Source organism: Streptomyces sp. NPDC102467, from assembly GCF_044765445.1.
GTDB lineage: Bacteria > Actinomycetota > Actinomycetes > Streptomycetales > Streptomycetaceae > Streptomyces.
The window spans coordinates 90,179-112,948 of sequence record NZ_JBIWKA010000004.1; the positions used below are offsets into that span (position 1 = coordinate 90,179).

Sequence of the window (22,770 nt, forward strand, 5' to 3'; positions counted from 1 at the left end):
GGGGGTGCTCCAGAGGAAGGTTCAGGAGATTTGGGGCATACGGGCGCGAGAGGGCACACCTGTCATGGCGCACGGCCCGGCAAGGACGCACGCGCGCGGGTGGCTACTGCTCGGCCGCCTTGGAGTCCCGCTTGGCACCGAGCAGCACGGCGTCGCGGCCGTCCTCCTCGGCGAGCTGGACCTTGACCGTCTCCCGCAGCGACGTGGGGAGGTTCTTGCCGACGTAGTCGGCGCGGATCGGGAGTTCGCGGTGGCCGCGGTCGACGAGGACCGCGAGCTGCACGGCACGCGGGCGCCCGATGTCGTTCAGGGCGTCGAGGGCGGCGCGGATGGTGCGGCCGGAGAACAGCACGTCGTCGGCGAGGATCACGAGGCGGCCGTCGATGCCGTCACCGGGGATCTCGGTGCGGGCGAGCGCGCGCGGCGGGTGCATGCGCAGGTCGTCCCGGTACATCGTGATGTCGAGGGAGCCGACGGGGACGGTGCGGCCGGTGATCTCTTCGAGCTTCTCGGCCAGCCTGCGGGCGAGGAAGACGCCGCGCGTGGGAATGCCCAGGAGGACCACGTCCTCGGCGCCCCTGGCGCGCTCGACGATCTCGTGGGCGATACGGGTCAGTGCCCGCGCGATGTCAGGGCCTTCGAGAACGGACCTGGCGTCGGAATTCTGCGTGTCCATACGAAACGGACCCCCTTCTCCGCCTCACGGGACGGATCTTAAAGGACGTCGGATTTGCGCCACCCAGGCTACCAGTCCTTCAACATCGCTGATCACCACCCTGGAGGTGCGAGATCGCCCGTTTTGGGGGAAGGTCGGTACGGACCATTCGGCTTGACGCGGCCAAGTAACGCTGCGTAACCTCACAGTGAGTTACCAGCCACGCGGCGCAGCCGCACAGTGATGCAGTGTCCGGGGAGCTATATGTCCAGCGAATACGCCAAGCAGCTCGGGGCCAAGCTCCGTGCGATCCGTACCCAGCAGGGCCTTTCCCTCCACGGTGTCGAGGAGAAGTCCCAGGGACGCTGGAAGGCGGTCGTGGTGGGCTCGTACGAGCGCGGTGACCGTGCCGTGACCGTGCAGCGCCTTGCCGAGCTGGCGGACTTCTACGGGGTTCCGGTGCAGGAGCTGCTTCCGGGCACCACCCCCGGCGGCGCGGCCGAGCCCCCGCCGAAGCTCGTCCTGGACCTGGAGCGCCTGGCCCACGTGCCGCCGGAGAAGGCGGGTCCGCTGCAGCGGTACGCCGCCACGATCCAGTCGCAGCGTGGTGACTACAACGGCAAGGTGCTCTCGATCCGCCAGGACGACCTGCGCACGCTGGCGGTCATCTACGACCAGTCGCCCTCGGTCCTGACCGAGCAGCTGATCAGCTGGGGCGTCCTCGACGCGGACGCGCGCCGTGCGGTGGCGCACGAGGAGGCCTGACCGAGGCCCGCGCCGCAGAAACGTCACATCCCGAGGGGCGGAGCCGACCGGCTCCGCCCCTCGGTGCGCTCGGCCCCGTCACCCGTTCAGACCTGGTACAGCCGCCCGATGGCCTCGGGCAGGAGCCGCTCGCTCAGCCGCGGCGGCAGCGCCTGCAGCACGGCGAGCACCGGCGCCATCCGCTCGGGCAGCCGGCCCCCCTCCCCCACGCCCGCGAGGGCGAGCGCCATGTCGACCTCCTCCGGGCCCAGCGCCTCCGGGTCGAGCGAGGCGGCGGCCTCGACGATCGCCGGGTCCACCCGCACGGGCCCAACTTCCCGCGCCCGGCCCACCGCCTTCTCCAGCTCGGCGAGGAGCAGGCGTACGGTCTCCTCGCCCGCCGCCGCCGCGGTCACCGTCAGATGCAGAGTGGCCGGGGAGGCCCCGAACGCGGGCTGCGGCTGCAGATACCAGCCGCTCCCCCGGATCTCGTCCGCCACCACGAAGGGATCGACGTCCGGGTCGTCGGAGGCGACGGCGAGCAAGGACGCTTCGGGCGGGGCGAGCAGGCGCAGGCCCTCGATCCGCCCGATCCCGTCGGCGAGCGCCCGGGTAGCTCGGTGGACGCGCGTCGACAACGCGGTGTAACCCTCGGCGCCCACCCGCTCCGTCACCGCCCAGGCCGCCGCGAGCGGCCCCGCCGACTTGGTGCCCTGAAGGGTGGCGTTGACGACGGGGTAGCCCGGCCAGGAGGCGTGCGCGAACCAGCCATGGCGGCGCAGTTCGGCATCACGGAAGAGGAGGAGCGAGGCGCCCTTCGCCGTGTAGGCGTACTTGTGGAGGTCCACCGAGAGGGAGGTCACCCCCGGGACGGACAGGTCGAACTCCGGAATTTCCGGCGCGTCCTGGGCAAAGTGGCCTTCCCGCACGGCCACCCGCAGATGCCCGAGGTACCACCCCCCGATGCACGCGTCGACATGGCAGAGCACGTCGCGCCGGGCCGCCTCGGCCGCCACCTCGGCGACCGGGTCGATCACGCCGTGGGCGTACGAGGGTGCGGAGACCACGACCAGCGCGGTGCGGTCGGTGAGGGCCCCGGCGACATCGGCGGGACGGACCTTGAAGGTGCCGGGGTCGACGGGGACGGTGACCACGGTGAGGCCGAAGAGTTCGGCGGCCTTGTGGAACGCGGCGTGCGCGGTCTCCGGGAGCACCAGCTCGGGATCGGTCACACCCCGCACCCGACGCGCGTGCTGCCGTGCGGTCAGGACGGCGAGGAGGCAGCTCTCGGTGCCGCCGCTGGTGAACGTGCCGGCCCGCCCGCCGAGCAGCGCGGTGGCCCGCCGCACGAGGTCGTTCTCCAGCTCCACGACGCTCGGGAACGCGGTCATGTCCAGGCCGTTGACCCCGGCGAAGGCGGCGGCGGCCGCGCTCGCCAGCTCCTCGAGACCCTCGCGTCCGGAGTCGTAGACGTACGCCATCGTGCGCCCTCCGCGTACGGGAAGATCGGCTGCGCGCAGCGCGGTCAGACGCGCCAGGATGGGGTCGTCGGTCGTCATACGGACTCCTCGTCTCGCTCGGTGCGCTCGTGGCGCAGCCGGGTCAGTTCGGCCTCGGTCAGGCGGTAGCGGGCCAGCAGCGGAAGGCTGAGCAGGAGCAGTGCGGCGGGCAGGGCGCCGAAGCCGACGACGATCGCGGTGAGCGCGGAGCCGGGCTGGGCCACGCGGTGGTCGGCGTCGGACGAGGCGAAGTCGCCGAGCGCCAGGACGAGCCCGAAGAGGCCGGGCCCCAGCGCGAGCCCGAGCGTCTCGCCCGCGGTCCACAGCCCGGTGAAGACCCCGGCCCTGCGTCGGCCACTGGTGTACGCGTCGGCGGCGATCGCGTCACCGAGCATCGCCATCGGCAGCATCTGCATACCGGCGTAGCCGACGCCGGCCGCGGCCACGGCGCCGTAGATCAGGGCGGTCGGGAGCTCACGACCGGCCGCCGCGCCCAGGGCGCCCAGCAGGAAGCAGAGGGAGGCGCCGACCGCCGCGTTCCGCTTGCCGGTGCGCCGTCCGACAGCCAGCCACAGCGGCATCGCGAGCAGCGAGGGGACGATGAGGCAGGCGAAGAGCAGCGTCGTGGCGCCGGGGCGGTCGAGGATGTACGTCGCGAAGTACTGGGTGCCCGCCAGCATCAGGCCGGTCGCCGCGGCCTGGGTGACGAAGGCGCCGAGCAGCCAGGCGAACGGCGCGTTGCCCCGGGCCGCGCGGAGTTGGGCGCGCAGGCCGGGTTCGCTCGTCGCGGGGATGACGCTCCGGGTCCCTGCCGTCGCGGCCACGGCGGCGAGCATGCCGACGGCGAGGAGCGCGCCGATCACCACCCCCATCAGCCGGTAGCCGCCCGCGCTGCCCCGGTCGTCGGCGGTGGCCCCGGCGAGCAGCGGGGCGACGGCGCCGGACAGCAGGATCGCGACGGCCAGGAACGCCACGCGCCAGGACATGACGCGGGTGCGCTCGTCCGGGTCTGCCGTGAGTTCCGCGGGCAGCGCGACATAGGGGACCTGGAAGCAGGCGTACGCGGAGGCGGTGAGCAGGAACAGGACGGCGACATACGCGGCCGCGGGGCCGCCGTCGAGGCCCGGCGCGGCGAACATGGCCGCGAAGCAGAGCGGCATGGTGAGCGCGCCGAGCAGCATCCAGGAGCGGCGCGGGCCGAGGCGGGCCCGGGTACTGCGGTCGGAGAGGCTGCCTATCCAGGGGTTGAGCAGGACGTCCCATGCCTTGGGCAGGAAGACGAGCAGTCCCGCCACTCCCGCGCCGACGCCGAGGACGTCGGTCAGGTAGTAGAGCAGGAGAAGGCCGGGGACGGTGCCGAAGGTGCCCGTGGCGAAGGAGCCGAGGCCGTAGCCGACGCGCACCCTGGCGCTGAGAGGACTCGGGCCTGTTGCGGGCATGACCAGAACCTAGTGACGTCCTGGGGGAACGCACCAGGCCCGAAGCAGAACATTGTTCAAGTTCTGCTTCGGGCCTGCGGAGATGCGGTGCGCTCTGCGGCGTTACGCCTGATCGCGGCGGAGCGTGGACTTCAGGTCCTTGAAGCGGCCCAGAAGTCCGTTGATGAACGCCGGTGACTCGTCGGTGGAGAACTCCTTGGCGAGCGACACCGCCTCGTCGAGCACCACGGCGTCCGGGGTCCCGTCGACCCAGACCAGCTCGTAGGCGCCGATCCGCAGGATGTTGCGGTCGACGACCGGCATGCGGTCCAGGGTCCACCCGACGGCGTACTGCGAAATGAGCTCGTCGATCCGGGCCGCCTGCTCGACGTACCCCTCGACCAGCTCCATCGTGTACTCGCTGACGGGCGGCTGCCGCGTGTCGCTGCGGGAGTGCCGGATCCAGTCCGCGAGGACCGTCAGGGGATCGGCGCCGCGCTGGTCTGCCTCGAAGAGGATCTGGAAGGCGCGCTTGCGGGCCGTATTACGGGCAGCCACGGTTAGCTGTTCACCCGGCCGAGGTAGCCGCTGTCACGGGTGTCGACCTTGATCTTCTCACCCGTGGTGATGAAGAGCGGCACCGCGATCTGGTGGCCGGTCTCCAGGATGGCGGGCTTGGTGCCACCGGTGGAGCGGTCGCCCTGGACGCCGGGCTCGGTCTCCTTGATGACGAGCTCGACGGCGGCCGGCAGCTCGACGAAGAGCACCTCGCCCTCGTGCTGCGCGACGGAGGCGGTGAAGCCCTCGATCAGGAAGTTGGCGGCGTCGCCGACGGACTTGCGGTCGACGTGCAGCTGGTCGTACGTCTCGTTGTCCATGAAGACGAAGTAGTCGCCGTCCATGTACGAGAACTGCATGTCGCGCTTGTCGATCGTGGCCGTCTCGACCTTGACGCCGGCGTTGAACGTCTTGTCGACGACCTTGCCGGAGAGCACGTTCTTGAGCTTGGTGCGCACGAAGGCCGGGCCCTTGCCGGGCTTGACGTGCTGGAACTCGACGACGGACCAGAGCTGGCCCCCGTCGAGCTTGAGCACCAGGCCGTTCTTGAGGTCGTTCGTGGAAGCCACGGTTGCGGAATCTCCTGGACTGACGTGGACGACCTCGGGGCACGAGCTCGGCCCCTGGCCGGATTTCTCCGGCTAGAGCGCGAGCAGCTCCTTGGTCGTGATGGTGAGTAGCTCGGGTCCGCCGTCCGCCTCGGGGCGGACGACGAGCGTGTCATCGATCCGGACGCCGCCCCGGCCCGGGAGGTGGACTCCCGGTTCGACGGTGACCGGCACACAAGCGTCAAGTTTACCCATGGCGGCGGGGGCCAACTGCGGGTCCTCGTCGATTTCGAGTCCCACCCCGTGTCCGGTCAGCTGCGCGAGCCCGTCACCATACCCCGCCGCGTCCAGTACGTGACGGGCGGCCCGGTCCACCTCACGGCACTCGGCACCGGGCACCAGACTCTCCCGGCCGGCCCGCTGAGCGGCGAAAACGACGTCGTACAGCTCGATCTGCCAGTCGGCGGGCGAGGTCCCGATGACGAAGGTCCGGCCGATCTCGCAGCGGTATCCGCGGTAGGTGGCACCCAGACACACAGAGAGAAAGTCACCTTCTTCGACCCGGCGATCGCTCGGCCGGTGGCCGCCCCGACCCGAGTTCGGTCCCGTGCCCACACAGGTCGGGAAGGCAGGCCCGTCGGCACCGTGATCGACAAGTCGACGTTCCAGTTCCAGGGCGAGGTGGCGCTCGGTGCGGCCGACGAGGATCGATTCCAGCAGCTCGCCCAGCGCCTGGTCGGCGATCTCGGCGGCGATGCGCAGGCAGGAGATCTCGTCCTCGTCCTTGACCAGGCGCAGTTGCTCCACGGCCTTGTTCAGATCGCGCAGGCGCAGCCCGGGCGCGACCGAGCCGAGCGCGCGGTGCCGGGCGATCGTCAGATGGTGCTCCTCGACGGCGAGCGAGTCGGCGCCCTGCGCGGTCGCCGCATCGGCGGCGGCGACGGCCGGGTCCCCGGCGGACGCGGCCAGCACCTGCACCCGCAGCTCCTCGTCGGCCCGCCCCTCGCCGGTCTGCCCGCTGGGCGGCCGGGCACAGAGCAGGACGTCACCGCCACCGCCGGATTCCCTGCCCACCAGCAGGACGGCGCCGGGCGGCGCCGCTCCGGTGAGGTAGCGGACATTGGCGGGGCGCGACACGAGCGCGGCCGCGCTGCCGCCCGCCGTCGCGTGCTCTCTGAGCCGGTCCCGTCGGGCCGCGTACACCTCTGCCATGAGGCCGAGCGTACGAGCGGGTCCGCCGAGCGGCCGGTTCAGCGCGTCCGGACGGGCGGCGGGGCCCCGCCGACCGGGGCGCGGTCACCACTGGGGCGGGCTCGCGATGGCGCGGGCGAGCACCTCGTCCAGGACCTGCGCGGTGGCGGCCACGTCGAGCTGCGAATTGTCGATGATCGGCAGTCCTGAGCCGTACCAGCCCGCCATGCGGCCGTGGATGCGGGCGACTTCCTCGTCGGTCAGGCGGCGGTTTCCACTGCGCTGCGCGTTGCGCTCCAGGACGATCTCCAGGCCCGGCAGCAGGACGACCGGCAAAAGACCGGGGCCGACGTGCCGCTTCCAGCCGCCGAGGCCGACGACCGGCCGGTCGGGGAAGACGGCGTCGTCGAGGACGCAGGAGATCCCGTTCGCCAGGAAATTGCGCGCGGCGAAGCCGCAGGTGCGCCGGGCGAGGCGGTACTGCGCCTCACTGTTGTCGTTCCACCCGGTCTGCGGGTCGGCGAATCCGGAGCGCACCCATTCACGCACGTCGTCGAGGCTGATGTGGGCCGTCGGGACGCGGCGGCTCTCCGCCCAGTGCTTGGCGACGCTGGTCTTGCCCGCCCCTGCGGGGCCGATGAGCAGCACGGCGAGGATGGTCCCGGCCGGATCGGCGGGGGCCTGCGCGGGCGGCGGGCTCGGCACGGCGACGGGGGCGCCGGGCGGGAGCTGCACATGCCCGGTGGTGTCGCGCTGCGGTGCGGCCGCCGGGAGAGGGGCCTGGGGCGGCTGGGGATGCGGCGGGACCGGCGGCGGGTGCGAGGCACCGGTGAAGCCGGGCGCACCGGGGGGCTGCTGCGCCTGCGGCCCCCCGGGCCAGGGGCCGGCCGGCCCGTGCCCCGGCCGATGGGGCGGTGGCAGCGGAGACCCCACTGCGTGCTGCATCCGGTGCCACTCCGTCTCGTACAACCGTCAAGGGGGCGCCGGCGATCAGGGGCGCTACCGAACGGTACCGCCCCCGGCCGCCGTTGTGTGAACGGCCGGGGTGGTCACAAAGTGCCCGTAGCTGAACAAGCGGAGCTATTCGGCCACTTCGCCATAGGCGGCGAGGAGGACGGCGGGGTCGGGGCCCTCCAGGACGGTGGGCTTGCCCAGGCCGTCGAGGACGATGAAGCGCAGCAGGTCACCGCGGGACTTCTTGTCGACCTTCATGTTCTCCAGGAGCTTGGGCCACTGGTCGTGGCGGTAGCTCAGCGGCAGGCCGACGGAGTCCAGGACGGTGCGGTGCCGGTCGGCGGTCGCGTCGTCCAGGCGGCCGGCCAGGCGGCCGAGTTCGGCGGCGAAGTGCATGCCCACCGAGACGGCCGCGCCGTGGCGCCACTTGTAGCGCTCGTTCTTCTCGATGGCGTGCGCGAGGGTGTGCCCGTAGTTGAGGATCTCGCGCAGGCCCGCCTCCTTCAGGTCGCCGGAGACCACCTCGGCCTTGACCTTGATGGACCGCTCGATGAGCTCGGCGGTGTGCGGGCCCGCCGGGGTCCGAGCCGCCTGCGGGTCCTCCTCGATGAGCTCCAGGATCCGCTCGTCGGCGATGAATCCGGCCTTGATGATCTCGGCGAGGCCCGACACGAAGTCGTTGACCGGAAGGGAGTCGAGGGCGGCGAGGTCGCACAGCACGCCGACCGGCGGGTGGAAGGCGCCCACCAGATTCTTGCCCTCGGCGGTGTTGATGCCGGTCTTGCCGCCGACCGCGGCGTCGACCATGGCGAGCACGGTCGTCGGCACGGCGATCCAGCGCACGCCGCGCAGCCAGGTCGCCGCGACGAACCCGGCGAGGTCCGTGGTGGCACCGCCGCCGACGCCCACGATGACGTCGCTACGGGTGAAGTTGGACTGCCCGAGGGCCTTCCAGCAGTACGCGGCGACCTCGGCGGTCTTGGCCTCCTCGGCGTTGGGCACCTGGATGGCGACGGCCTCGAAGCCCTGCTCGGCCAGGTCGCCGCGGAGCGCCTCCCCGGTCTCGCCCAGCGCCTCGGGGTGCACGATCGCGACCCGCTTGACCCGGTCGCCGATCAACGAGCCGAGCTCGCCCAGGAGTTGGCGGCCCACCAGTACCTCGTACGGATCGGTGCCGGCGGTGCCGCCGACCTGGATCCGGGTGATCTGCTCGGCCACTTCCGACTGCTCGCTCATGCCTGCTTCAACTCCAGTGCGTCGAGGACGGCCTGCGCCACCTCGTCGGGACCACGACCGTCGGTGGCCACGACCACCGCGGCCACCTCTGTGTACAGATGCCGTCGCGCCTCCATCAGCTCCCGCCACTGCTTGCGCGGGTTGACGGCGAGCAGCGGCCGGGCCACGTTCAGACCGGTCCGCTTGGCCGCTTCGTCGACGTCCATCGAGAGATAGACGACGTGGTGCCCGGCGAGCAGCGCGCGGGTCTCGGCGTCGAGGATCGCGCCGCCGCCCAGGGCGAGGACCCCGTCGTGCTCGGCGAGCGCCGTCGCCACGGCGGCCTTCTCCAGGGCGCGGAAGCGTGCCTCGCCGTCGTCGACGAAGATCTCCGCGATGGTGCGGCCCTGCGCGCCCACGATGTCGTCGTCGGTGTCCCGGAAGACGGTGTCGAGGCGCTCCGCGAGCATGTCGCCCACGGTCGACTTGCCGACACCCATCGGACCGACGAGGACGACCTTCGGCCCGCTCACCGGATCTGCAGGTTGTCGAGGTACGAGGTCACGTTGCGCCGCGTCTCGGGCACGCTGTCGCCGCCGAACTTCTCCGCGACCGCGTCCGCGAGGACCAGGGCGACCATCGCCTCCGCGACGATCCCGGCCGCGGGTACCGCGGAGACGTCGGAACGCTGGTGGTGCGCCTGCGTGGCCTCGCCGGTGGCGACGTCGACCGTCTTCAGGGCGCGCGGCACGGTCGCGATCGGCTTCATCGCGGCGCGGACCCGCAGCAGCTCTCCGGTGGAGAGGCCGCCTTCGGTGCCGCCGGCGTGTCCGGAGACCCGGCGGATGCCCTCGGGGGTGTTGACGATCTCGTCGTGCGCCTGGGAGCCGGGCACGCGGGCCAGCTCGAAGCCGTCACCGATCTCGACGCCCTTGATGGCCTGGATGCCCATGAGGGCACCGGCGAGACGGGCGTCCAGCTTGCGGTCCCAGTGCACGTGCGAGCCGAGGCCGACCGGCACGCCGTAGGCCAGCACCTCGACGACGCCGCCCAGGGTGTCGCCGTCCTTGTGGGCCTGGTCGACCTCCGCCACCATCGCCTTCGACGCGTCCGCGTCCAGGCAGCGCAGCGGGTCGGCGTCCAGCTTCGCCACGTCGGCGGGGGTCGGGTAGACACCTTGCGGCGCCTTGACGGAGCACAGCTCGACGACGTGGCTGACGATCTCGATCCCGGCCGTCTCCTTCAGGTACGACCGCGCGATCGCACCCAGCGCCACCCGCGCCGCGGTCTCCCGCGCCGAGGCCCGCTCCAGGATCGGCCGCGCCTCGTCGAACCCGTACTTCTGCATGCCCGCGAGATCCGCGTGACCGGGCCGCGGCCGGGTCAGCGGCGCGTTGCGCGCGAGGTCCTTGAGGATCTCCGGGTCGACGGGGTCGGCCGCCATGACCTGGTCCCACTTGGGCCACTCGGTGTTGCCCACCATCACCGCGACCGGGGAACCGAGCGACAGGCCGTGCCGGACACCGCCCAGGAACGTGATCTCGTCCTGCTCGAACTTCATCCGGGCTCCGCGCCCATACCCGAGACGCCGCCTGGCCAGGTGGTCCGCCACCAACTCCGTGGTGATCGGAACGCCGGCGGGAAGCCCCTCCAGCGTCGCGACAAGTGCGGGTCCGTGCGACTCCCCCGCGGTCAGCCAGCGCAACCTGCTCAACGGTGCTCCTCATGCTCGCGCTCTGCGTTACGGCTCCACGGACGGCACCGGGTGCGCAGCCCGGCCTCCACCGTGTGCCCCCGATCCTCCCATGCCCCGCAGGCGGGCTGTCGCCCTGTCCGCCCTCCGGACGAGGCGTGCTCGCGTCAGCCGAGCGCCCGCAGCGCCGCCTCGCGCATCGCGTCGAGCACCGGCCGCATCTCACCCGTGAACTGCTCGAACTGGAAGACGGCCTGGTGCACCAGGAGATCGAGACCGCTGAGGACCGGGCCTCCCCGGTCCTGCCAGGCCGCCGCGAGCGCCGTCGGCCAGGGGTCGTACACCACGTCGAACAGCGTTCCCACCCGCTCGGGCAGGTCGCCCGTCAGATGGTCCGTGCCGCCCTTGGGTGTCGTGGAGATCACCAGCGGTGCCTCGAAAGCCCGCGCCGCGTCCGACCAGTCGGCGGTGCGCACCGCGACCCCGAGCCGCTCGCCCCAGCCGCTCATCTCCTCGGCCCGCTGTGCGCTGCGTACGTAGGCGACGACCTCGCCCGGGCAGATGCGGGAGAGCGCGGCGAGCGCCGACGAGGCGGTGGCGCCGGCGCCTAGGATCGCGGCCGACTCGACCTTGTCGACGCCGCGTTCGTGCAGCGCGGCCACGAGCCCGGGGATGTCGGTGTTGTCGCCGGTCCTGCGCCCGTCGGCATGGAACACCACGGTGTTCACGGCCTCCACGGACGCGGCCGCGTCGGTGATCCCGTCGAGCAGCGGAATGACGGCCCGCTTGAGCGGCATGGTCAGGGAGAGTCCGGCCCACTCGGGCCCGAGCTCCGAGAGGAACCCCGGAAGGGCCGCCTCGTCGACCTCGAACCGGCCGTACGCCCAGTCGTCCAGGCCCAGTGCCGTGTACGCCGCGGTGTGCAGCTGTGGGGAGAGGGAGTGCGCGATGGGCGAGCCGAGTACGGCCGCCCTGCGCGCGTCAGTCGCCCTGGCTGGCATTGAACTTGTCCCTCAGCCTCTCGAATTCGGCGTGGGTCTTCGCGAACTCCGTCTTGTCCATGCCGTCCGTGGCCACGAAATACATCCAGCCGTCGGTCGTCGGTTTGAGCGTCGCCGCGAACGCCTCGTCGCCGGGGTTGTCGATCGGCCCGGGCGGGAGACCCTTGCGCGTATAGGTGTTGTACAGGTCCCTGTTGCTGTTGATCTCGGACTCGCCGATGTTGATCTTGCTCTGACCCTTGAGGTAGTTGAAGGTCGAGTCGAACTGCAGGAGCTGGTTGGTCTCCGTGTTCGACGGCTTGAGGCGGTTGTAGACCACCTCCGCCATCCGCTGGAAGTCCTCGTGGGTCTTGCCCTCGGCCTGGACGAGGCTGGCCACGGTGAGCACCTGCCAAGGACTCTCGAGGCCGAGGCTCTTGGCCTTGCTCTCCAGACCGAGCTCGCTGTACTTGTCGTTGGCCCGCGAGACCATGTCCTTCAGGACGTCCTCGGGCTTCATGCCCTTGGCGGCCGCGTAGCTGGACGGGAAGAGGAAACCCTCGAGCGGATCCTTCAGGTTGGCGTGGTTCATCGCCCAGTCGGGCAGACCGAGGCTCTTGTAGTCGCTCTTCGCGACCCCCGCCGTCGTGCCCTTGGCCACCCCGAGCCTGTCGTCGATCTTCGCGTAGACCGTGGCGTTGCGCATACCCTCGGGAATCGTCAGGTTGGCGCGGGCCTTCGGGCTGAGGAGCAGATCGACCGTGCTCGCGGCCGACATCTGTTTCTGCAGCACATAGGCGCCGGCCTGGATCGACTTGCCCTTGGGGTCCGCCGACTGCGCCGCCACGAAGGCGTCGACGCTCTGGACGACGCCCGCCTCCTTGAGCGCGCGCCCGATGTCGTAGCCGCCCCAGCCCTTCTGGATGACGACGGTGACGTTCTCACCGTTCCCCCCGCCCGAGAAGTCGGGCGCCGAGCCGAACCGGTCCTGGTAGAACTGGTAGCCGAAATAGCCGACGCCCCCGATGCCGCCCGCGAAGACCACGGTCAGGACCAGGCAGGCGCAGCCGCTGCGGCGCTTCTTCGGTTTCTTGCCGCCGCGTCCGCGACGGTTGCCACGGCTCTCCCGCTCGTCGTCGTCCTCGTCGTCATCGCCGCCGCTGAAGAACGCGTGTTCACCCTGGTCGGGGCCCGCGTCCCACTCGGTCTGCTCGGGCTCGGGCTCGGGCGCGCGGCGACGGCCCGGCGGCTCGGGCGGCGGGTAGGCGCCGGGGGTGTTGTAGTAGTCCGGCTGTTCACCGTTGTACGCCGCGGAGTGACCGGTGTTGTACGGGTCCATGGGGTCGGAGCCGTACGGGACCTGACCGTGCCGGCCGCCGGCGTCCCAGCCGCCCTGCCCCTGCTGCCCCCCGTAAGACTGCTGCCCGTACCCCGGGTTCTGCCCGTAGTTCGGGTCCTGGCCATACTGCGGGTCCTGACCGTAGTTCGGATCCTGGCCGTATCCCGGGCCCTGCCCGTACCCGGACTGGTGTCCCGTCCCCCAGTCGCCTTCGTATGCCTGCTGCGGCTGCTGCTGATGCGGCTGCTGAGGGTCGTACTGCCCCTGGCCGCCGTAGGCAGGCTGGCCGTGTCCGGCCTGCTGCCCCCACCCCTGGTCCCCGTACAGGGGATCCTCAGGGTGCCACGGTTCGGAGCCTTGGCCCCGGCCATACTCAGTCATCGATCCCCTACAAGCCGCGAGGCGGGGAGGAACCCATGTCCGGTCCGGTCACGAGGGCAACCGTTCCGCCTCTTGATGCTGTGCGGCGACTGTTCGAACGCCGCCGATCGCGCGGAACGTTACCGTATCGCGATCAGATGACCACTTCGACGCCCTCGCCCGGGGTACTACCTGACGCCCGTTCGGACTCCAGTGCCTGCTGGAGGATGACGATGGCCGCCGCCTGATCGATGACAGAGCGGCCCTTTTTGGACTTGACGCCCGAAGCGCGCAGCCCCTGACTGGCCGTCACTGTGGTCATCCTCTCGTCCAGCAGTCGTACCGGAACGGGAGCGATGCCCTTCGCCAGCTCCGTCGCGAAGGCGCGGACCTTGACGGCCGCCGGGCCCTCGCCCCCCTTGAGGGAGCGCGGGAGTCCGACGACGACCTCGATCGGCTCGTACTCCTCGACCAGCTGCTTCAGCCGTCGGTGGGCGGCCGGGACATCACGTCCCGGCACCGTCTCGACAGGAGTGGCGAGGATCCCGTCGGGGTCGCAGGACGCGACCCCGATCCGGGCGTCCCCCACGTCGATCGCCAGCCGGCGGCCTCTGCGCATCAGCCGGCCGTCTCCGCGACGAGGCGCTCGACGGCGTCGATGGCGTCGCCGATGGCGGCCGGGTTCTGGCCGCCGCCCTGGGCGACGTCCGGCTTGCCGCCGCCACCGCCGCCGAGGGTCTTGGCCGCGGTGCGGACCAGGTCGCCGGCCTTGAGCTTGCGGTCACGGGCCGCGTCGTTCGTCGCGATGACCGTGAGCGGCTTGCCGTTGACCGTGGTGAAGAGGGCGACGACCGCGGCGCGGCCGCCCTGGATGCGGCCCCGCACGTCGAGGACCAGCTTGCGCAGGTCGTCGGCGGACGTGCCGTCCGGGACCTGGCCGGTGACGAGCGCGACACCGCGGACGTCCTTGGCGGAGTCGACGAGACCGCCGGCGGCCTGGAGGACCTTCTCCGCGCGGAACTTCTCGATCTCCTTCTCGGCGTCCTTGAGCTTGCCGAGCATCGCGGAGATCTTCTCGGGCAGCTCGTCGGCGCGGCCCTTGACCAGCTCCTGGAGCTGGGCGACGACCGTGTGCTCCTTGGCGAGGAAGTTGTACGCGTCGACGCCGACCAGGGCCTCGATGCGGCGCACACCGGAGCCGATGGACGATTCACCGAGCAGCTTCACCAGGCCGAGCTGGGCGGTGTTGTGCACGTGCGTGCCGCCGCACAGCTCCTTGGAGAAGTCGCCGATGGTGACGACGCGGACGCGCTCGCCGTACTTCTCGCCGAACTCGGCGATGGCGCCCTGCTTCTTGGCGTCGTCGATCGACATGACCTCGGCCTGCACGTCGAGCTCGCGGGTCAGCACCTCGTTGATCTTCTGCTCGACATCCGTCATCACGGCCGTGGGCACGGCGGACGGCGAACCGAAGTCGAAGCGGAAGCGGCCCGGCTGGTTCTCCGAACCGGCCTGGGCGGCCGTCGGGCCGAGTGCGTCGCGCAGCGCCTGGTGCGTGAGGTGCGTAGCGGAGTGGGCGCGGGCGATGGCCCGGCGGCGGGACACGTCGATGACGGCCTGGGCCGGGGCGCCGACGGTCACCTCGCCGACCTGCACGACGCCCTTGTGGACGTACACGCCCGGGACCGGCTTCTGACAGTCGCGGATCTCGATCACCGCGCCGTTGTCCAGCTTGATGCGGCCGGTGTCGCCGATCTGGCCGCCGCCCTCGGCGTAGAACGGGGTGCGGTCGAGGACGACCTCGACCTCGTCGCCCTCGGTGGCGGCGGGCGACGAGGCGCCGTTCACCAGCAGGCCGACAATGGTGGACTCGCCCACGGTCGAGGAGTAGCCGATGAAGTCGGTGGCGCCGGCGGCGTCCGCGATCTCGCGGTAGGCGCCCATGTCGGCGTGGCCGGTCTTCTTGGCCTGCGCGTCGGCCTTGGCCCGCTCGCGCTGCTCCTTCATCAGACGCCGGAAACCGTCCTCGTCCACGGAGAGGCCCTGTTCTGCGGCCATCTCCAGGGTGAGGTCGATCGGGAAGCCCCAGGTGTCGTGCAGCAGGAACGCCTTGTCGCCGGCGAGGACCTTCTGGCCTGCGGCCTTGGTCTCGGTGACGGCGGTGTCGAGGATGTTCGTGCCGCCCTTGAGGGCCTTGAGGAACGCGGCCTCCTCGGCGAGGGCGACGGTCTCGATGCGCTTGCGGTCGGAGATCAGCTCCGGGTACTGCTCGCCCATCGTGTCGATGACGACGCCGATCAGGTCGTTCACGACCTGGCCCGTGGCGCCCAGGATGCGCATGTTGCGGATGGCGCGGCGCATGATGCGGCGCAGCACATAACCGCGGCCCTCGTTACCGGGGGTCACGCCGTCGCCGATGAGCATGGCAGAGGTGCGGATGTGGTCGGCGACCACGCGCAGCGAGACGTCCGAGTCGTGCTTGGCGCCGTAGCGCACACCGGTCAGCTCGGTGGCCTTGTCCATGACGACGCGGAGGGTGTCCGTCTCGTACATGTTCTGTACGCCCTGCAGGATCATGGCGAGACGCTCGAGGCCGAGACCCGTGTCGATGTTCTTCGACGGCAGGTCGCCGAGGATCTCGAAGTCCTCCTTGCCGATGCCCTGGCCGCGCTCGTACTGCATGAAGACCAGGTTCCAGATCTCCACGTACCGCTCGTCGTTGACGATCGGCCCACCCTCTTCGCCGAACTCGGGGCCGCGGTCGTAGTTGATCTCGGAGCAGGGGCCGCACGGTCCGGGGACGCCCATGGACCAGAAGTTGTCCTTCTTGCCCAGACGCTGGATGCGCTCCTTCGGCACGCCGACGACCTCGTGCCAGATGCGCTCGGCCTCGTCGTCGTCCAAGTACACGGTGATCCAGAGCTTCTCCGGCTCCAGGCCGTAACCGCCCTTGTCCTGGGGCGACGTGAGCAGCTCCCAGGCGTACTTGATGGCGCCTTCCTTGAAGTAGTCGCCGAACGAGAAGTTGCCACACATCTGGAAGAACGTGCCGTGGCGGGTCGTCTTGCCGACCTCTTCGATGTCCGGCGTACGCACGCACTTCTGCACGCTGGTGACGCGCGGCGCGGGCGGCTTGACCTCGCCCAGGAAGTAGGGCTTGAACGGGACCATGCCCGCCGGCACGAGCAGCAGAGTCGGGTCGTCGGCGATGAGCGACGCCGAGGGCACGACCTTGTGACCACGCTCCTCGAAGAAGCTCAGCCAGCGGCGACGGATTTCAGCCGACTCCATCAGTGGTCCTCATTCCGATTGTTGTACGGGTGCGTCTCGATGTACTTGGGGGGTGGTGCGGCGTGGTTCTCGACGACCGCGAAGCGCCGCACGGGCAGCTCGGGATCCACCGGGCCGGTGAGGCCCAGCGCGTCGCCGAGTTCGGCCTCGCGGTCGGCCATGTTGTCGCGGACGTCGAGAGCGAAGTCCTTGAGCCTGTGGCCTGCCTCGACCGCCTTGTTGGCGGCCTGGACGGCGAGGTTCTCGGGCGTCAGCTGCTTGAGCTTGCGGTTGACCTTGGTGGTGGCCCACACGCCGGCGGCGGCGCCCGCGGTGAACCAGAACGTACGGCGGAACATCGCTGGTTCAGTCCCTCTTATTCCGGTTGGCCCGCTTGGTCCGGCGCGCCTGCGGCACCTGGCGCCCCACGATCACGGTGCGGCGGGTCTGCTTGGCGGGCGCGTCCTTGGTGCGGCCCGAGATGGCCCGGCGCACCCCGTAACCGAACGCGGCCACCTTGACCAGCGGGCCGCCGAAGGTGGAGGCCACGGTGGAGGAGAGCGCCGATGCGTTCGACGTGACTTCCTGGACGTCCGAGGCGATGGCGTCGACCCGGTCGATCTGGGTCTGCGCGGAGCGCACCGCGTCGGAGGCGTCGGCGAGCAGCGGGACGGCCTGATCGGTCACGTCCGCGACCAGCTTCGTGGTCGCCCTGAGCGTCTGGGCCAGCCTCGCGAGCGCCACCGCGAGGAAGGAGACGAGGATCGCCCAGAAGACGGCCACGAGGATCCCGGCCACCTCTCCACCGGACACTTGGCACCGCTCCCTAGCTTGCCTGCGATCGAACCTGGACATCGAACCCGGACATCGAAAAGTCGTCCCCCGAGCCTATCGCGCCCCGCCCCGCACTCCCTACCGCATCCCGGCCCCGCGCGGGGTCATTTCGACCGGAGAGATTGTACGGAGTGCGTACGGATGAGTACGCTCCGTTCCTGATGCGACGTTCTCCGCGCCCCGATGGCCCCCTCACCACACCTCCGCGTCCCGGCAACCTTCCGCACGAAATGAATCGTTTCGTCGGCCGCGCGGCCGAACTCGGCGCCCTGCAAAGGACGTTGGAGTCCGCGCGGCTGGTGACGGTCACCGGCGCCGGTGGTGTCGGCAAGTCGCGGTTCGCCGCGCATGTCGCCGCCCGCGCCCCCGAGCGGCTGCGCCGGGACGGCGTGTGGCGGGTGGAACTGGCCTCGGTGCGGCAGCCGGAGCTCGTCGAATACACCGTCCTCGAAGCGCTCGGGCTGACCGATCACACCACGCGCCCGCCGCGCCGGGTGCTTGTCGACCATCTCGCCGAGCGGCAACTCGTGCTCGTCGTCGACGGGTTCGAGCATCTCGTGGACGCGTGCGCCTCGCTCGTACGCGACTTGCTGCGGGCCGCGCCGGGGCTGCGGGTCGTCGCGGTGGGCCGCAGGCCGCTTTCCTTGGAGGGCGAGCACCTGTTCCCGCTGGCGCCGCTGACACCTGAGGACGCCACGGAGTTGTTCGCGGACCGGGCGACGGCGCAGCTCCCCGGCTTCAGCCTGGACGACGGGCACCTGGTCGACGTCCTGGAGGTGTGCCGGCGCCTGGACTGTCTGCCGCTGGCGGTGGAGCTGGCCGCGGGACGGCTGCGGGCCCTGTCGCCGACCCAGCTGATGGAGCGCCTGGACGACCGGTTCCGGCTGCTGACCGGAGGCTGCCGGGACGCGCTGCCACGCCACCAGACGCTGCGTACGACGATCGGCTGGAGCCACGAGCTGTGCACGGCGCAGGAACGGCTGCTGTGGGCGCGGCTCTCCGTGTTCGCCGAGCAGTTCGACCTGGAGGCGGCCGAGTACATCTGCAGCGGCGAGGGGCTGCACGCGGACGCCGTCCTGGACGTGCTGCACGAGCTGCTCACCCAGTCCGTGGTCATCCGGGAGGAATCGCCGGCCGGGGTGCGCTACCGGATGCTGGACACGGTGCGGGCGTACGGCGCCGAGTGGCTGGTCCAGACCGGCGACAGCTGCCGGATGCGGCGCAGGCACCGCGACTGGTACATGGGCCTGGCGACCTGGTGCGAGCTGGACTGGTTCTCGCCACGGCAGAACGAGGTGGCGGCGCGGATCGACGCGGAGCTGCCGAATCTGCGGGCGGCGCTCGAGTTCTGCCTCACCGAACCGGGCGAGACGCATCTGGGCCAGTATCTGGCGGGCACGCTCTGGTTCTACTGGGCGGGCTGCGGGCGGCTCACGGAGGGCCGGCACTGGCTGGAGCGCAGTGTCGACCTGGCCGATCCCGCCGACGAGAACGAGGCCGACGGGGCCCTGGACTACGGCGCCTCCCGTCTCAAGGCCCTGTGGGTGCTCGGGTACGTGGCGATCCTGCAGGGCGACACCGTGCCCGCCCTGGCGGCGCTGCAGGAGTGCCACGACGAGGCGGAGCGCGGCGGCGACGCGACGGCGCTCGCCTACGCGGTGCACCGCACCGGCTGCCTGGCCCTGGTCACGGACGACATGCCGCGCGCCGAGCGGCTGCTGCGGGCGGCGCTCACCAGCTACCGCGAGATCGGCGAGCTCAACAGCAATGTGCTGATGGGGCAGGTCGAGCTGGCGATGGCGGTGGCGTTCCAGGGGGATCTGGCGGAGGCCGTGTCGCTGTGCGAGGACGTGCGGCAGGTGTGCGAGGACCACGGCGAGCGCTGGACCATGGCGTACGCGCTCTATGTCCTGGCCTACGCGGCCTGGCACAAGGGCGATCTGCTGCGGGCCCGGCGGCTCCTCGAGGAGTGCCTGGCCATCGACCACGAGTTCCACGATCTGCTCGGCTCGGTGCTGGCGATGGAACTGCTCGCGCTGATCACGCTGACGGAAGGGGACGCGGCGGAGGCCGCGGTGCTGCAGGGCGCGGCGGGCGGGATCTGGCCGTCGGTCGGGCTGCCGCTGTTCGGTTCGGGCCACTACAACGAGCCGCACCAGCTCTGCGAGACGCGCGCCCGCGCGGACCTGGGCGACGCCCGGTTCGACGAACTGGCGCGTACGGGCGAGCGGTTGGCGCACGACGAGGCCGTGGCCCGGGCGCTCGGCCGAGGGGGGCACAAGCCCGCGACGGCGGCGGTGCGCACCGCGCGTCGGAGCACCCCGGAAAAGCGCGAACCCGCCGCCTCCCCCACCGCGAACGGCGGGGAGACGACGGGTTGAAACGCAGGGTGAGCTACGTCCGCCGGTCGATCAGCGGGCGTAGTACTCGACGACGAGCTGCTCGTCGCAGATCACGGGGATCTCCTTGCGGTTCGGGTCACGGTCCAGGCGGAAGGCCAGGGCCTTCAGGTTCACCTGGAGGTAACGCGGGGTCTCGCCGTCGGGGGCGAAGCCACCCTCACGCGCGACCTGGAACAGCGGCTTCTCGCGGCTGCGCTCGCGGACCATCACGACGTCGTCGGGACGGACACGGAACGACGGCTTGTCGACCTTGCCACCGTTGACCTCGATGTGGCCGTGGACGACCATCTGGCGGGCCTGGTAGATCGTGCGGGCGATGCCCGAACGCAGCAGGAGCGCGTCAAGACGACGCTCGAGCTCGATGACCAGGGCCTCGCCGGTCTTGCCTTCGGCCTTCTTGGCGCGGTCGTAGGCGCGGGCCATCTGCTTCTCGCTGATGTCGTACTGCGCGCGCAGACGCTGCTTCTCGAGCAGACGGACCTTGTAGTCCGAGTTCTGCTTGCGGCCACGGCCGTGCTCGCCCGGCGGGTAGGGGCGGGCCTCGAAGTACTTGACGGCCTTCGGGGTCAGCGCGATGCCGAGGGCACGCGACTTCTTGACCTTGGGGCGGGACTGGTTCGTCATGAACCAAACACCTCATGTTTTCGATGCGAATACGGCTTCACCAGGGTTTGGGGAGGTCGCATCCGCAGCTCGGGAAACCCCTCACGTCACAAGGACGCGCAGGGCAGCCGCTCCCGAATCTGGGCACATACGTGCAGCACGCGAGTGGCCCACCGACCTGTTCCCGTACAACCGGGAGGGTGGTGGGCTGCCCGCGACACCTTCGAAGGTGCGCGACGCTCCTGGATCCCCTTGCCTTACGGTGTGGGGGATCCGGCTGAATGTCCCGCTCTGGTGATGCCGGTCTCCCTTTCGGGACACCGGGCGCGGGACGCAGCACTTCGAAGGAGTCTACCGGATGTGCTCGGGGCAGATCACCGGGCAGCCGCTCAGCCGCCCGATTCGCCCCGCAGCCGCTCCCGGACCCGCTCCACCACATCCGCGTACCGCGCCTCGGCCCCGTACCGCGTCGGCTCGTAATACCGCCGCCCGGCGATCGCGTCCGGCGCGTACTGCTGCGCCGCGATGCCGCCCGGCACATCGTGCGGATACACGTACCCCTGCGCGTGCCCGAGCTTGGCGGCGCCCTTGTAGTGGCCGTCGCGCAGGTGCGGCGGAACCGGACCCGCAAGACCCTTGCGTACGTCCTCCATGGCGGCGCCGATGGCGGTCGTCGCCGCGTTCGACTTCGGGGCCAGGGCCAGGGCGATCGTCGCGTGGCTCAGGGTGAGGGCGGCCTCTGGGAAGCCGATCATCGCGACGGCCTGGGCCGCGGCGACCGCGGTGGGCAGCGCCGTCGGATCGGCGAGGCCGATGTCCTCGCTGGCCGAGATCATGAGCCGGCGCGCGATGAAGCGCGGGTCCTCGCCGGCCTCGATCATGCGGGCCAGGTAGTGCAGGGCCGCGTCCACGTCCGAGCCGCGGATCGACTTGATCAGGGCGCTCGCCACGTCGTAGTGCTGGTCGCCGTCCCGGTCGTACTTCACCGCCGCGCGGTTGACCGTCTCCTCGACGCTCTCCAGGGTGATGGACGCCTCACCCTTGTCGAGAGCCGCCCCTGCGGCCGCTTCGAGGGCCGTCAGCGCGCGGCGCGCGTCACCGCCCGCGACCCGCAGCAGGTGCTCCTCGGCGTCCTCGTCGAGCGCCAGGGCGCCGCCGAGGCCCCGCTCGCCGGCCAGCGCCCGGGCCAGCAGGCCGCGCAGGTCGTCGTCGGTGAGCGGTTCGAGGGTGAGCAGGAGGGAGCGGGAGAGCAGCGGGGAGATCACCGAGAAGTACGGGTTCTCCGTGGTCGCCGCGATCAGCGTCACCCAGCGGTTCTCGACGGCGGGCAGCAGCGAGTCCTGCTGGGCCTTGCTGAAGCGGTGGATCTCGTCGAGGAAGAGGACGGTCTCCTTGCCGTGACCGCCCATCGCGCGCCGGGCGCCCTCGATGACGGCACGGACCTCCTTGACGCCCGCGGTGATCGCGGACAGCTCCACGAACCGCTTGTTCGTGGCCTTCGAGACGACGTACGCCAAGGTGGTCTTGCCGGTGCCCGGCGGACCCCAGAGGATCACCGACGACACCCCGGCCGGGCCCGACCCGCCGTCGCCGACCAGGCGGCGCAGCGGCGAGCCCTGCTTGAGCAGGTGCTGCTGGCCGACGACTTCGTCGAGGGTGCGCGGGCGCATCCGGACGGCCAGGGGGCTCGCGGACGGGTCCTTCTCCTGGCGGTCTTCGGCTGCGGCGGTGAACAGGTCGGGCTCCACGGACAAAACCCTATGTCACGGCAGTGACAACGCCGCGGGCGGCGGCTTCTCGGGCGGTCAGGCCCAGAGCTTGTCGCCCCAGCGCGTGAAGATCAGCACGGCGATGATGCCGACGTGCACGACCGGCAGCGCCCAGGTGAAGTCCGCGAAGAAGGTCTTGAGCCAGCGCGGGGCCGGCAGGAAGTCGTTGCGGATGTTGAACGACGTGACGTACCAGAACATCAGGATCGTGGCGACCCAGGCGAGGGAGCACCACAGGCACAGCGCGTTGATCCGGTACAGCGACTGGAACTGCAGCCAGGTGACGAATCCGACGCCGAAGAGGCAGCCCGCGTTGAAGACGAGCCAGTACCAGCGCGGGAAGCTCGCCCGCGCGAGCAGGCTCATGCCGACGCAGATCACGATGCCGTACGCGACGAGGCCGAGCATCGGGTTCGGGAAGCCGAAGACCGACGCCTGGTCGCTCTTCATGATGTTGCCGCAGGAGATGACCGGGTTGATGGAGCAGCCCGGCGTGAAGCTCGGGTCTTCCAGGAGCTTGAACTTGTCGAGCGTGATGACCCACGCGGCGAGTACGCCCGCCGCTCCGGTGATCACCAGGAGCAGCGCGAACGCGCGGCTGCCGCCGACGGAACGCGTCCCGCTTCCGGCGCCGGTGTCGCGGGAGACGCTGTCGCTTGCTGTCGCGGTGTTCGTCGTCTTGCTCATCACGCCGATCCGTGGGTGGGTAGTGGGGCCTGCGGGCAGGGTCATTGTGCC

At 70.9% G+C, this 22,770-nt stretch carries 21 protein-coding genes; 2 read left to right on the forward strand and 19 right to left on the reverse strand.

Annotated features, from left to right (window positions below):
- Positions 1-103: 103 nt before the first annotated feature.
- Complete coding sequence (gene pyrR / locus ACIREE_RS08975) at positions 104-676, reverse strand: bifunctional pyr operon transcriptional regulator/uracil phosphoribosyltransferase PyrR (RefSeq protein ID WP_404148428.1); 573 nt, start codon at positions 674-676, stop codon at positions 104-106.
- 243 nt (positions 677-919) lie between these two features.
- Between pyrR and bldD the strand changes: the two genes are divergently transcribed.
- On the forward strand, positions 920-1,420 hold the full coding sequence (gene bldD / locus ACIREE_RS08980; protein WP_093894511.1) for a transcriptional regulator BldD: 501 nt from the start codon (positions 920-922) through the stop codon (positions 1,418-1,420).
- Positions 1,421-1,506: 86 nt separating this feature from the next.
- Here the strand turns inward: bldD and ACIREE_RS08985 are convergent, their stop codons facing one another.
- The 15 genes from ACIREE_RS08985 to ACIREE_RS09055 all read right to left on the reverse strand — a co-directional run bounded on the left by ACIREE_RS08985 (position 1,507) and on the right by ACIREE_RS09055 (position 17,237).
- Positions 1,507-2,958: a pyridoxal phosphate-dependent decarboxylase family protein gene (locus tag ACIREE_RS08985; RefSeq protein ID WP_404148431.1), complete on the reverse strand. Its 1,452-nt coding sequence runs from the start codon at positions 2,956-2,958 to the stop codon at positions 1,507-1,509.
- Positions 2,955-4,337: an MFS transporter gene (locus tag ACIREE_RS08990; RefSeq protein WP_404148434.1), complete on the reverse strand. Its 1,383-nt coding sequence runs from the start codon at positions 4,335-4,337 to the stop codon at positions 2,955-2,957. Before ACIREE_RS08990 ends, ACIREE_RS08985 begins: the two co-directional genes overlap by 4 nt.
- A 102-nt stretch (positions 4,338-4,439) precedes the next feature.
- A complete protein-coding gene (nusB, locus tag ACIREE_RS08995) occupies positions 4,440-4,874 on the reverse strand; it encodes a transcription antitermination factor NusB (RefSeq protein ID WP_404148436.1) in 435 nt (144 codons plus the stop codon).
- A gap of 2 nt (positions 4,875-4,876) precedes the next feature.
- On the reverse strand, positions 4,877-5,443 hold the full coding sequence (gene efp, locus ACIREE_RS09000) for an elongation factor P (protein ID WP_404148439.1): 567 nt from the start codon (positions 5,441-5,443) through the stop codon (positions 4,877-4,879).
- 72 nt (positions 5,444-5,515) lie between these two features.
- The gene (locus tag ACIREE_RS09005; RefSeq protein WP_404148442.1) at positions 5,516-6,634 is read right to left on the reverse strand and encodes an aminopeptidase P family protein; all 1,119 of its coding nucleotides are present in this window, start codon (positions 6,632-6,634) and stop codon (positions 5,516-5,518) included.
- Between the two features lie 84 nt (positions 6,635-6,718).
- The gene (locus tag ACIREE_RS09010) at positions 6,719-7,558 is read right to left on the reverse strand and encodes a Pro-rich N-terminal domain-containing protein (RefSeq protein ID WP_404148443.1); all 840 of its coding nucleotides are present in this window, start codon (positions 7,556-7,558) and stop codon (positions 6,719-6,721) included.
- A gap of 135 nt (positions 7,559-7,693) precedes the next feature.
- Entirely contained in the window at positions 7,694-8,785 is a 1,092-nt protein-coding gene (gene aroB / locus ACIREE_RS09015) for a 3-dehydroquinate synthase (RefSeq protein WP_404149376.1), read from the reverse strand.
- A 14-nt stretch (positions 8,786-8,799) separates the two neighbouring features.
- A complete protein-coding gene (locus ACIREE_RS09020) occupies positions 8,800-9,315 on the reverse strand; it encodes a shikimate kinase (RefSeq protein ID WP_404148446.1) in 516 nt (171 codons plus the stop codon).
- A complete protein-coding gene (gene aroC, locus ACIREE_RS09025) occupies positions 9,312-10,496 on the reverse strand; it encodes a chorismate synthase (RefSeq protein ID WP_404148449.1) in 1,185 nt (394 codons plus the stop codon). The genes ACIREE_RS09020 and aroC overlap by 4 nt, the downstream gene beginning before the upstream one ends.
- A 146-nt stretch (positions 10,497-10,642) precedes the next feature.
- Positions 10,643-11,476 (reverse strand): shikimate dehydrogenase, encoded by an 834-nt coding sequence (locus ACIREE_RS09030; RefSeq protein ID WP_404148452.1) that lies wholly within the window; start codon positions 11,474-11,476, stop codon positions 10,643-10,645.
- On the reverse strand, positions 11,457-13,175 hold the full coding sequence (gene mltG / locus ACIREE_RS09035; protein ID WP_404148454.1) for an endolytic transglycosylase MltG: 1,719 nt from the start codon (positions 13,173-13,175) through the stop codon (positions 11,457-11,459). Before mltG ends, ACIREE_RS09030 begins: the two co-directional genes overlap by 20 nt.
- A gap of 133 nt (positions 13,176-13,308) precedes the next feature.
- The gene (gene ruvX / locus ACIREE_RS09040) at positions 13,309-13,773 is read right to left on the reverse strand and encodes a Holliday junction resolvase RuvX (RefSeq protein WP_404148457.1); all 465 of its coding nucleotides are present in this window, start codon (positions 13,771-13,773) and stop codon (positions 13,309-13,311) included.
- The gene (gene alaS, locus ACIREE_RS09045) at positions 13,773-16,445 is read right to left on the reverse strand and encodes an alanine--tRNA ligase (RefSeq protein WP_404148460.1); all 2,673 of its coding nucleotides are present in this window, start codon (positions 16,443-16,445) and stop codon (positions 13,773-13,775) included. Before alaS ends, ruvX begins: the two co-directional genes overlap by 1 nt.
- Entirely contained in the window at positions 16,445-16,783 is a 339-nt protein-coding gene (locus tag ACIREE_RS09050; protein WP_404148463.1) for a DUF6167 family protein, read from the reverse strand. Before ACIREE_RS09050 ends, alaS begins: the two co-directional genes overlap by 1 nt.
- Before the next feature lie 7 nt (positions 16,784-16,790).
- On the reverse strand, positions 16,791-17,237 hold the full coding sequence (locus ACIREE_RS09055) for a DUF948 domain-containing protein (protein WP_404148464.1): 447 nt from the start codon (positions 17,235-17,237) through the stop codon (positions 16,791-16,793).
- Positions 17,238-17,419: 182 nt separating this feature from the next.
- Between ACIREE_RS09055 and ACIREE_RS09060 the strand changes: the two genes are divergently transcribed.
- Entirely contained in the window at positions 17,420-19,639 is a 2,220-nt protein-coding gene (locus ACIREE_RS09060; protein WP_404148467.1) for an ATP-binding protein, read from the forward strand.
- A gap of 30 nt (positions 19,640-19,669) precedes the next feature.
- On the opposite strand, the gene rpsD is transcribed toward ACIREE_RS09060, so the two are convergent.
- From rpsD to ACIREE_RS09075, 3 genes are all read right to left on the reverse strand, one after another.
- Complete coding sequence (gene rpsD / locus ACIREE_RS09065; RefSeq protein ID WP_356495324.1) at positions 19,670-20,284, reverse strand: 30S ribosomal protein S4; 615 nt, start codon at positions 20,282-20,284, stop codon at positions 19,670-19,672.
- 368 nt (positions 20,285-20,652) lie between these two features.
- Entirely contained in the window at positions 20,653-22,011 is a 1,359-nt protein-coding gene (locus ACIREE_RS09070; protein WP_404148470.1) for a replication-associated recombination protein A, read from the reverse strand.
- A gap of 57 nt (positions 22,012-22,068) precedes the next feature.
- Positions 22,069-22,719, reverse strand: a complete 651-nt coding sequence (locus ACIREE_RS09075; protein ID WP_404148473.1) for a vitamin K epoxide reductase family protein — start codon at positions 22,717-22,719, stop codon at positions 22,069-22,071.
- Positions 22,720-22,770 lie beyond the last annotated feature (51 nt).

What these genes read in the sequence shown, in the direction of transcription:
- ACIREE_RS08985 (WP_404148431.1), bottom strand. Translation starts at nt 2,958, where the DNA reads ATGACGACCGACGACCCCATCCTGGCGCGTCTGACCGCGCTGCGCGCA.
- ACIREE_RS09005 (WP_404148442.1), bottom strand. Translation starts at nt 6,634, where the DNA reads ATGGCAGAGGTGTACGCGGCCCGACGGGACCGGCTCAGAGAGCACGCG.
- pyrR (WP_404148428.1), bottom strand. Translation starts at nt 676, where the DNA reads ATGGACACGCAGAATTCCGACGCCAGGTCCGTTCTCGAAGGCCCTGAC.
- mltG (WP_404148454.1), bottom strand. Translation starts at nt 13,175, where the DNA reads ATGACTGAGTATGGCCGGGGCCAAGGCTCCGAACCGTGGCACCCTGAG.
- ACIREE_RS09010 (WP_404148443.1), bottom strand. Translation starts at nt 7,558, where the DNA reads ATGCAGCACGCAGTGGGGTCTCCGCTGCCACCGCCCCATCGGCCGGGG.
- ACIREE_RS09030 (WP_404148452.1), bottom strand. Translation starts at nt 11,476, where the DNA reads ATGCCAGCCAGGGCGACTGACGCGCGCAGGGCGGCCGTACTCGGCTCG.
- ACIREE_RS09050 (WP_404148463.1), bottom strand. Translation starts at nt 16,783, where the DNA reads ATGTTCCGCCGTACGTTCTGGTTCACCGCGGGCGCCGCCGCCGGCGTG.
- ACIREE_RS09060 (WP_404148467.1), top strand. Translation starts at nt 17,420, where the DNA reads ATGCGACGTTCTCCGCGCCCCGATGGCCCCCTCACCACACCTCCGCGT.
- rpsD (WP_356495324.1), bottom strand. Translation starts at nt 20,284, where the DNA reads ATGACGAACCAGTCCCGCCCCAAGGTCAAGAAGTCGCGTGCCCTCGGC.
- ACIREE_RS09075 (WP_404148473.1), bottom strand. Translation starts at nt 22,719, where the DNA reads ATGAGCAAGACGACGAACACCGCGACAGCAAGCGACAGCGTCTCCCGC.
- ACIREE_RS08990 (WP_404148434.1), bottom strand. Translation starts at nt 4,337, where the DNA reads ATGCCCGCAACAGGCCCGAGTCCTCTCAGCGCCAGGGTGCGCGTCGGC.
- ruvX (WP_404148457.1), bottom strand. Translation starts at nt 13,773, where the DNA reads ATGCGCAGAGGCCGCCGGCTGGCGATCGACGTGGGGGACGCCCGGATC.
- alaS (WP_404148460.1), bottom strand. Translation starts at nt 16,445, where the DNA reads ATGGAGTCGGCTGAAATCCGTCGCCGCTGGCTGAGCTTCTTCGAGGAG.
- bldD (WP_093894511.1), top strand. Translation starts at nt 920, where the DNA reads ATGTCCAGCGAATACGCCAAGCAGCTCGGGGCCAAGCTCCGTGCGATC.